Source organism: uncultured Rothia sp. (assembly GCF_916049665.1).
Lineage (GTDB): Bacteria > Actinomycetota > Actinomycetes > Actinomycetales > Micrococcaceae > Rothia.
The window spans coordinates 18,218-27,438 of the sequence record NZ_CAJZIE010000027.1 but is presented as its reverse complement, the minus strand read 5'-3'; the positions used below and the strand labels follow the sequence as shown (position 1 = coordinate 27,438).

Below are 9,221 nucleotides of genomic sequence, written 5' to 3'. Positions count from 1 at the left end.
GTGTTACCTTCCCAGCCCTTCTTCGTTATCTTGGGTGGTCGTAGGGGATGTGGATACGGAAAACCCCCGTATCCACAGGGATACGGGGGTTCGAAAGTTAGTGTTAGAGAGCAGAGAAATTACTTCTTTGCCAGAGCGTCGCGGATCTCCTTCAGGAGGTCAAGCTCGGTCTCTTCCTTTTCAATAGCCTCGTCTTCAGCCTTCTTCTTAGCCAGCGCGAGTTCAGTCAGCTTCTGAGTGGGCACAACAACTGCGAAGTACACAGCAACTGCAATCAGGATGAAGTTGACAATAGCGGTCAGGAACACGCCAACCTTGATCTGGCCGAAGACCAGGAAGTTGTCGAAGTTGGGGGAGCCAACCAGCATGGAGATAGCCGGCATCAGGACGGCCTGGACAAGCGAGGTCACCACAGCGGTGAAGGCGGTACCCATAATCAGACCAACTGCGAGGTCGATGACGTTACCGCGGATTACAAAATCTTTAAAACCCTTAAGCATGAGATATAGAATAGCGCCTTTTCGCCTCAGAAAATGCCATATTCTGAGAAAATTTTCGTTGTAAAGCATGTGTTTTTCTTCACAGTGGTTCTGCGGTACCCAATACTTAAGGTCTAGGTCACATAAAGGTGAGTAAAAATCTCTGAAACCTGCGAAAAATCGCGGATTTACGCGGCGTGTACGCGAAAAAATATGCATCTACTGTGCCTATTTATTTCTGACACGGAAGCCAGAAATACGATGCACATCACCACTTGGCGCACCGACCAAAGCCAAAAGCTTAGCCCAGAGCCTAGTTCGCACTTGCATAATCGGGTGCCGCCCCCGTACCGATAAACTCCTCAAAAGTCTTCGCACCCGAAGACACATACTCCTGAGCAATCTGCACACCCACATAACGGTAATGCCACGGCTCAAAACGATAACCGGTCACCGACTGACGACCGTCAGGGAAGCGCAAAATATATCCGTAACGCGGAGCATTCTTCGCCAGCCACTGACCAGCCAGCGTATCGCGGTAACACTCCTCCAATCGGCAACCCTCAGGAGAAGCAAAATCAATCGCCAAACCAGTCTGATGCTCCGAATAGCCGGGACGAGCCGACAACTGATCCGCCACCTGCTGACCGTTCACCGAAACCCAATACTGATAGGTCTGCTGCTGCACCGCATACGAACGATACGCGCTAGAAACAAGCAGAGTCACGCCGTCGGTTGCTGCCGCATCAATCATCGTATCCGCCGCCTTAGCCGCCTCCGCGCGCAATTGATGACCGTAGAACTCCACCAGGTCGCTCGGCTCCCAATCCTGCTGAGCAAAAGGGCGCATCTTATTCACGAGGCAACGCAACGAGTCCGGCTGAGACTCAACACTCGGCTGAGCAAGAGCCAACGGGGAAGAAGACGCGCTCGCAGAAGCCGAAGTGCTGGCAGAAGCACCGGTCGCAGAAGCAACAGGGGAGGGCGTGGCAGAAGAGGCTGCCGCAGTGGAAGAGACACTAGAAGAAGCCGCCGAAGCCGTCGCAGACTCAGAAGCAGAAGCGCTCGCTGCAGAAGATGAAGAGGAGGCACCCTGACCCTGCGAACCACCCTGCGAACCACAAGCCGCCAATAGTGCGGTACCGCCAACCCCCAAAGCGGCCCCCAAGAGAGCGCGGCGGTTCACCGCAGAACCATTAAGAGACTCCTGAACGGTAGACGTACGGTGCAGGGACTTCACAATAACTCCTCATCATGGCGTAGATGCAAACAAAAAGCGCCGGAAGCCTAAACCTACCCCGCGAGGGAGTGGAGCCTCCGGCGCCTTCTACTAGAATGCACCACAATACCGGCTAAAAGCCGCACGCGAACACTAAAAACCTAAAGAACCTCTAATTCTTACGCAGAAGAACCCGCTCCACGGTATGCTCGGCACCCTTCTGAAGAATCAAATGCGCACGAGCACGAGTCGGCAAAATATTCTGCAACAGATTCGGCTCATTCACACTCTTCCAAATGCCGGTCGCCACCTCAACCGCCTGCTCATCGCTTAGCTCCGCATAACGCTTGAAATACGACTCCGGGTTCGCAAAAGCCGAAGAACGCAGAGTCAAGAAACGATTCACATACCAGCGCTCAATATCCTCAGTGCGGGCATCCACATAAATAGAGAAATCAAAGAAATCACTCAACGTCAGATCGGAAGTCTCCGGACCCTCAGCTTGAGAAGGTGCCAGAACATTCAAACCCTCAAGAATCAGAACATCCGGTGCCGTGACCTCAATATGCTCATCCGGCATGATGTCGTAATACAGGTGCGAATACTTCGGCGCAACCACACGCTCAGCACCAGACTTCACCTGAGACACAAAATTCAACAGAGCACGGCGATCATACGACTCAGGAAAACCCTTACGGTGCATAATGCCGCGACGCTGAAGCTCAGCATTCGGGTATAGGAAACCATCCGTAGTCACCAGCTGAACCTTCGGAGTAGAAGGCCAACGGCTCAAAAGAGCCTGCAAAATACGAGCCGTCGTCGACTTACCCACCGCAACAGAACCCGCCACACCAATAATGAACGGCACGCGGCGCTGAGACACATGCAGAAATTCATTCGTCATATGGTTCAGCGAAGACGCAGCAGTCACATACAGGTTAAGAAGACGGGAAACCGGCAGATAAATACGCTGCACCTCCTCAAGGTCGACAGTTTCGCCCAGACCACGAAGAGACTCAATTTCCTCAGCGCTGAGGGGAACAGAAATCTCATCAGCTAGGTGCGACCAGCGGGAACGGTCAAGATGCATGAAGCGGTCATCGCCAGAAAAATACGGTGCGGTGCTCATTTATCTAAGTGTACGAACTTTCAGCCCCCGGGGAAAATACCTACCCCTGCAGTGGGGGAGAAGAAATAAAAACACAGACAAAAAGGATAAAAACCGAAAAAGACAGGAAAAGCTCAATTGGACGTGACGCATAACGGTATTTCACCGTGCGCATATTTGGATACTTGTGGGATAAACTTATAACATGTGTGGAATCGTAGGATATGTAGGTCTGGACACTGCTCCGGACGGTAACAAGTTTGATCACAACGCATACGATGTGGTCCTCGAAGGTCTGCGCCGCCAGGAATACCGCGGCTATGACTCTGCTGGCGTGGCAGTTGTAAGCCCCGACGGCATCGTATTCCGTAAGAAGGCAGGCAAGCTCCTGAACCTTGAGAACGAGGTCAAGGAACACCCCCTGCCGGACTCCCAGATTGGCATCGGTCACACCCGTTGGGCAACCCACGGTGGACCCACTGACAACAACGCTCACCCCCACGTTGTCGACAACGGCCGCCTCGCCGTCGTACACAATGGTATTATCGAAAACTTCGCAGAACTGCGTGCCGAACTGCTCGCCGAAGGCGTAGAGTTCGCATCCCAGACCGACACCGAGGTAGCTGCAGCAACCATTGCAAGCATCTACAACAAGCTCGGTACCGGTGACCTCACCGAGGCAGTACGCATCGCGTCCAACCGCCTGGAAGGTGCCTTCACCATCCTGGCAATCCACGCCGACCACCCGGACCGCGTTGTGGCAACCCGCCGCAACTCCCCGCTGGTCATCGGCCTGGGTGAGAACGAGAACTTCCTCGGCTCGGACGTCTCCGCGTTCATTGATCACACCAAGGAAGCCGTCGAGATGGGTCAGGACCAGATCGTGACCATCACCGGCACCGACTACTCCATCATCGACTTCGAAGGCAACCCCGCAGAGGGCAAGCCCTTCCACATCGAGTGGGACGCAGCAGCAGCCGAAAAGGGTGGCTACAACTCCTTCATGGAGAAGGAAATCCACGAGCAGCCCACCGCAGTTGAGCAGACCCTCATGGGCCGCCTCGACGAGAACGGCAACCTGACCCTCGACGAGCTGAACATCGACGACTCGGTGCTACGCTCGATCGACAAGATCATCGTCGTTGCATGTGGTACCGCAGCATACGCAGGCCAGGTGGCACGCTACGCCATCGAGCACTGGTGCCGCATCCCCACCGAGGTTGAGCTCGCACACGAGTTCCGCTACCGCGACCCCATCGTGAACGAGAAGACCCTCATCGTGGCACTCTCGCAGTCCGGTGAAACCATGGACACCCTGATGGCTGTGCGTCACGCACGCGAACAGGGCGCAAAGGTTATCTCCATCTGCAACACCCACGGCTCGACCCTGCCCCGCGAATCCGACGCTGCGCTGTACACCCACGCAGGCCCCGAAATCGCAGTGGCATCCACCAAGGCATTCCTGGCACAGATCACCGCAGCATACCTGCTCGGCCTGTACCTGGCACAGCTGCGCGGCAACAAGTACAAGGACGAAATCGCTTCGATCCTCGCCGAGCTGCAGAACATGCCCGCAAAGATCCAGAAGGTCATCGACAACGACACCCAGGTCAAGGAACTGGGCGTCGAAATGAAGGATGCCTCCTCCGTGATCTTCCTCGGCCGCCACGTGGGCTTCCCCGTCGCAATGGAAGGCGCGCTCAAGCTCAAGGAAATCACCTACATCCACGCTGAAGGCTTCGCAGCAGGCGAGCTCAAGCACGGCCCCATCGCACTGATCGATGAAGGCCAGCCGGTCATCGTAGTGGTTCCCTCCGCAAACGGTCGCGACTCCCTGCACGGCAAGGTCGTCTCCAACATCCAGGAAGTGCGCGCACGCGGCGCCTTCACCATCGTCATCGCCGAGGAAGGCGACGAGGCAGTCAAGCCCTACGCAGACCGCCTCATCACCGTCCCGGCATGCCCCTCGCTGCTGCAGCCCCTGCTGGCAACCGTGCCCCTGCAGATCTTCGCATGCGCACTGGCAGAAGCTAAGGGCCTGGACGTTGACCAGCCGCGTAACCTCGCAAAGTCCGTGACCGTGGAGTAATCCTCGGAAATTGCCTCAGCGATAACGAAAGGGCGGTGGTTGAGTTCTCTCAAGAACTCAACCACCGCCCTTGTCGTTTAACCACTCGGTTATTCATGGATAATCCAACAAAAATAGACGCTGTGAAACGGGCATCAACCGGGTGTCATATTTGACGGTAAACCGCCCAAAAGAAACGAATCTCGCTAGACTTAAAACAAGAGAAACCGCAAACAGGACGCGGCACCACCCCTAGCCCAGAAGGTGAAGCTCATGATCATGGGAATCGGCGTAGATACCGTCAACATCGAACGATTCGAACGAATCGTCACCGAAACACCCGCCTTCGTCCGCCGCGTCTTCACCCCTAACGAACGCACCCGAAACGTGCGCTCCCAAGCCGTACGATTTGCCGCCAAAGAAGCCGTCGCAAAAGTACTCGGAGCACCCGCAGGACTCAACTGGCAAGACTGCGAAGTCGCCACCGCCGAAAGCGGCCAGCCCTACCTCATCATTCAGGGCACCATCGCCCGCCGAGCCAAAGAACTCGGCATCAACCGCATCCACCTCTCGCTGACCCACGACGAACCCATGGCCATCGCCATCGCAACCGCCGAATACCTCAGCGACGCAGAACTGGCGCACCTGCAAAAGTTCAACCCCGAAAGCTACCGACTCAGCGTCATCACCGGTAACGACACCGACGACTAACGCAGAGTCACACCAACACCACACCAGGTGACCCCTAAGGCCCGCACGGTGCCACCCAAGGAGACAGCAATGAAGCTCATCTACACTGCTTCCCAGGTACGCGAAGCAGAAAAGCCCTACATCGAAGCCGCCGACTACGACGGCTACCTCATGCAACGTGCTGCAGACGCCGTCGCAGCCGAAGCACAGGACCTGCTCCACGGCAAGGAGAACGCCAAAATCCTGCTGCTCATCGGCCCGGGCAACAACGGCGCAGACACCATCTACGCCGGCGCCCGCCTCAGCGCCAAGGGCCACCGCGTTGACGCCGTCATCTTTGACCCCAGTGAAAAGAACCTCGAACTCATCGCCCGCGAAGGTGGCGAAGGCACCCGCGTGCTCGACCCCGAACACACCCACGAGCAGCTTGCCGGCTACGACCTGACCATCGACGGTATTCTCGGTACCGGCTCCAGTGGCGCCGTACGCGGTAGCGCCGGCGAATACCTGAGCACCCTGCGCACCGCACAGCTCGACGGCAAGCTCGGCGCAGTCCTCGCCGTAGACACCCCCTCCGGCGTCGACAACAACCGCGGAACCGTGCACGAACCCTCCCTGCGTGCCGACCGCACCGTCACCTTCATCGGACACAAGCTGCCGGCAGGCACCAGCCACAGCGTGCACGCCGGAGATATCAAGCTCTACGACCTGGGCGTACCCGAAGCCCTCGACGCCCACAAGCCCGCCCTGCGCGTCCTCGAGCGCGAAGACTACCGCGAACTCATCGAAGTACCCGACGAACACTCTCACAAGTACACCCGCGGCGTACTCGGCATGCTCACCGGAAGCCTCGAATACCCCGGCGCAGCCCTCATGAGCGTGCGTGCCGCCCTCAACACCGGCGTGGGCATGGTCCGCTTCAACGCCAACTCCCACGAGCTGCGCCAGCTCATGATCGCCCACAACCCCGAAACCGTCTACTTCAGCGGCGCACCCGCCCTGCAGAGGGTCACCGTCTGGGCGGGTGGCTCCGGATCCAGCCACGACTCGCTGGACAAGAACCGCTACCTGCTCCACTCGCCCGAACCCGCCATCCTCGACGCGGGTGCCTGCGACCTGGCGGCAGAATACATGGCAACCGGTAAGCACCTCGGCTCCCACAAGATCCTCACCCCGCACGCGGCAGAGCTCGAACGATTCCTGCGCATCGTGCACGAGCTCGCCCCCGAAGTCTGGACAAAGCACCTGGGTGATGCCATCGTACCCAGCCGTAAGGACATCGACGCAGAACCCTTCCGCTGGGTGCGTGCCGCCTCCGAACTTTCCGGCGCCACCGTCATGCTCAAGGGCGGCTACACGCTCATCGCGGCGCCCAACGGCGCTACCTACAGCGTTGCCGGAGGAAGCCCCTGGCTCGCCACCGCAGGCAGCGGCGACACCCTCACCGGCATCTACGGTGCCCTGCTCGCCCAGACCGTAGCCGCCTTCGATGCCCGCGGAGAAGCCCTGGAAGGCTGCACCTTCGCCTCCATCGGTGCGCTCGCAGTCTACCTGCACGGCGAAGCCGCACGCGCCAGCGCCACCGGAAGCGTCAAGGACGCACTGCCCGGCCCGGCGCCCGCAACCCGCGTCGCGGAGATGCTCCCCGAAGTTATCGCCCGGCTCATTGCCGAATAGGTCGCAGAATAGGGGAACGGAACTAGCACCCTGAAGCTCTGACACTCGTCTCAAGACGAAGAGAAGAGCCCCCAGATACCCTGGGTATGCAGAAGGGGCGTGAATCCACCGGAAATGGATTCACGCCCCTTCAGCATGTTTATTCAACGTTATTCAACGGTGCGAAGCCGAAGCTGCCTGTGCCGGGACAGCATCTTCAAAACGGCACACACCAGCGGGAGAACCCCGCAGCGTATCTTAGTACGCGCCTTCCTTCGCGAAAACCGCACGGACAGTACGCAGAAGAATAATGAAGTCACCGGTAAGCGACCAGTTCTCAACATAGTAGAGATCCAGGCGGACCGACTCTTCCCACGAAAGATCGCTACGACCCGAAACCTGCCACAGGCCGGTAATACCCGGCTTCACCAGAAGGCGGCGGTACGCAATATCCTCGTACTGCTCAACTTCCTCAACCAGCGGAGGACGCGGACCCACCAGCGACATATCGCCAATGAACACGTTCCACAGCTGAGGCAGCTCATCAATCGAGTACTTACGGATGAACTTACCGACGGGGGTAATACGCGGGTCGTCCTTCATCTTGAAGAGCACGCCGTTACCCTCGTTCTGCTCCATAAGGCGCTTCTTAACCTCTTCAGCATCAGTACGCATCGAACGGAACTTCACCATCTTGAAAAGCTCACCGTTCAGACCCACACGGTTCTGCAGGAAGAAGACCGGGCCGCCATCACGCTTAACCAGCAGCGCAACCACCAGGAACAGCGGAGAGAGCAGAATCAAACCCAGGCCCGAGGACACAACGTCCACAGCACGCTTGAAGAATGCCGACAGACCGGTAATACGCGGAGTCGACACGTGCACCAGCGGCAGACCGTTCAGCGGCTGCATGTGCATACGCGGACCAGCAATATCGGTCGTAGCCGGAGCCATAATCAGCGAAATATGCGCATCCGCCAGCTTCCAACCCAGCAGACGAACCTGGTCCGGGCTCAAGTGGTGGCCATTCGTAACAGCGACCATGTGAATATCGTTCTCGCGGATAGCTTCCATAATGTCAGCCGGAGAAGTGCTGTAACCAAGCACAGGAATCGGCGCACCAGCAACAGTAGTGCCAGGAGTGAAACCGGGCAGGTAGAACGCAGCGGGGGACAGGCCGGAAGCAACCACATCCTTCAAATTCTTGTACAGGTGCTGACCGGTCGTCACATCAGAAATAATCATGACGCGAGTCAGCGCGCGACCGCGAGTACGCGAACGCACCAGGCCCTGACGAATAACCCAACGCTCCATCAGCAGGAAGAACAGACCCAGCGGGTAAGCAATCAGCAGGTACATGCGGGTGACGTCAACCTTGAGGAAGAACGCCACAATAATCAGCAGGCAGAAGAAATAAGTACTGCCGCGAGTAATGAGGCGGTACTCCTCAGTACCGAAACCCATAATGCGCAGGCTACGGGAGCCGTTCACCTGGAGAATAAACCACCAGCCAACGGTCAGGCCAATACCCAAGAAGATATAGTCCATCGCGGGTACGCGGCCATCGAGAACATTAATAGGCCAAACGTTCACATAGGGCAGGTCAGCATTCTCCCACCCGAAACGAATCAGATGCGCAGCGATAACCGCAACAGCAATAGCGAAAAAATCGCCAAAGTAAAGGGCGCGCTGAACCTTGGGATGCCAGCTTCGCTTGATAACGAAGTCTGAACCCCACATTTTTTTAAGACGATCTTGTACTTTCAACGGTGTAATCTTCCCCGGAAATTTGTCCTGTATTGCGGACTGAGAGCGGCGAATAGGCACATTTACCCCTAATTATCGGTGTAAGGGAGACGTGTCCTAGTCTTTGTCCTGATGAATGAGTGAACCCTTAATCTTGCTGAGTGAATAATGGCAGAGACTACGGCAAAGGCGCTGGTAAGACGCCTAGTGGAGCGTTATATGAGCTCGCTGAGCGCATAAACGTGTTCCGTAAAC

The 9,221-nt window shown here is 57.2% G+C and carries 7 protein-coding genes; 3 read left to right on the top strand and 4 right to left on the bottom strand.

Features of this window, described 5'->3' with window-relative positions:
- Positions 1–119 precede the first annotated feature (119 nt).
- From mscL to coaA, 3 genes are all read right to left on the bottom strand, one after another.
- Positions 120–500 (bottom strand): large conductance mechanosensitive channel protein MscL, encoded by a 381-nt coding sequence (mscL, locus tag QZ540_RS04005; protein ID WP_049331947.1) that lies wholly within the window; start codon positions 498–500, stop codon positions 120–122.
- 292 nt (positions 501–792) lie between these two features.
- Positions 793–1,719, bottom strand: coding sequence for a M15 family metallopeptidase (locus QZ540_RS04000; protein WP_294627939.1), 927 nt, complete (start codon positions 1,717–1,719; stop codon positions 793–795).
- A 151-nt stretch (positions 1,720–1,870) separates the two neighbouring features.
- Positions 1,871–2,827 carry a type I pantothenate kinase gene (gene coaA, locus QZ540_RS03995; RefSeq protein ID WP_294627937.1) on the bottom strand — a complete coding sequence of 319 codons (957 nt, stop codon included), beginning with the start codon at positions 2,825–2,827 and terminating at the stop codon, positions 1,871–1,873.
- A gap of 184 nt (positions 2,828–3,011) precedes the next feature.
- Between coaA and glmS the strand changes: the two genes are divergently transcribed.
- The 3 genes from glmS to QZ540_RS03980 all read left to right on the top strand — a co-directional run bounded on the left by glmS (position 3,012) and on the right by QZ540_RS03980 (position 7,241).
- Positions 3,012–4,895 (top strand): glutamine--fructose-6-phosphate transaminase (isomerizing), encoded by a 1,884-nt coding sequence (gene glmS / locus QZ540_RS03990; protein WP_294627935.1) that lies wholly within the window; start codon positions 3,012–3,014, stop codon positions 4,893–4,895.
- A 252-nt stretch (positions 4,896–5,147) separates the two neighbouring features.
- Positions 5,148–5,585, top strand: coding sequence for a holo-ACP synthase (locus QZ540_RS03985; protein ID WP_294627933.1), 438 nt, complete (start codon positions 5,148–5,150; stop codon positions 5,583–5,585).
- 69 nt (positions 5,586–5,654) lie between these two features.
- Positions 5,655–7,241 carry a bifunctional ADP-dependent NAD(P)H-hydrate dehydratase/NAD(P)H-hydrate epimerase gene (locus QZ540_RS03980; RefSeq protein ID WP_294627931.1) on the top strand — a complete coding sequence of 529 codons (1,587 nt, stop codon included), beginning with the start codon at positions 5,655–5,657 and terminating at the stop codon, positions 7,239–7,241.
- Between the two features lie 237 nt (positions 7,242–7,478).
- On the opposite strand, the gene QZ540_RS03975 is transcribed toward QZ540_RS03980, so the two are convergent.
- Entirely contained in the window at positions 7,479–8,960 is a 1,482-nt protein-coding gene (locus tag QZ540_RS03975) for a sugar transferase (protein WP_294627929.1), read from the bottom strand.
- Positions 8,961–9,221 lie beyond the last annotated feature (261 nt).

Excerpts from the sequence above, each read along its gene's own strand:
- mscL (WP_049331947.1), bottom strand. The coding sequence starts at position 500 with ATGCTTAAGGGTTTTAAAGATTTTGTAATCCGCGGTAACGTCATCGAC.
- coaA (WP_294627937.1), bottom strand. The coding sequence starts at position 2,827 with ATGAGCACCGCACCGTATTTTTCTGGCGATGACCGCTTCATGCATCTT.
- glmS (WP_294627935.1), top strand. The coding sequence starts at position 3,012 with ATGTGTGGAATCGTAGGATATGTAGGTCTGGACACTGCTCCGGACGGT.
- QZ540_RS03985 (WP_294627933.1), top strand. The coding sequence starts at position 5,148 with ATGATCATGGGAATCGGCGTAGATACCGTCAACATCGAACGATTCGAA.
- QZ540_RS03980 (WP_294627931.1), top strand. The coding sequence starts at position 5,655 with ATGAAGCTCATCTACACTGCTTCCCAGGTACGCGAAGCAGAAAAGCCC.
- QZ540_RS03975 (WP_294627929.1), bottom strand. The coding sequence starts at position 8,960 with ATGTGGGGTTCAGACTTCGTTATCAAGCGAAGCTGGCATCCCAAGGTT.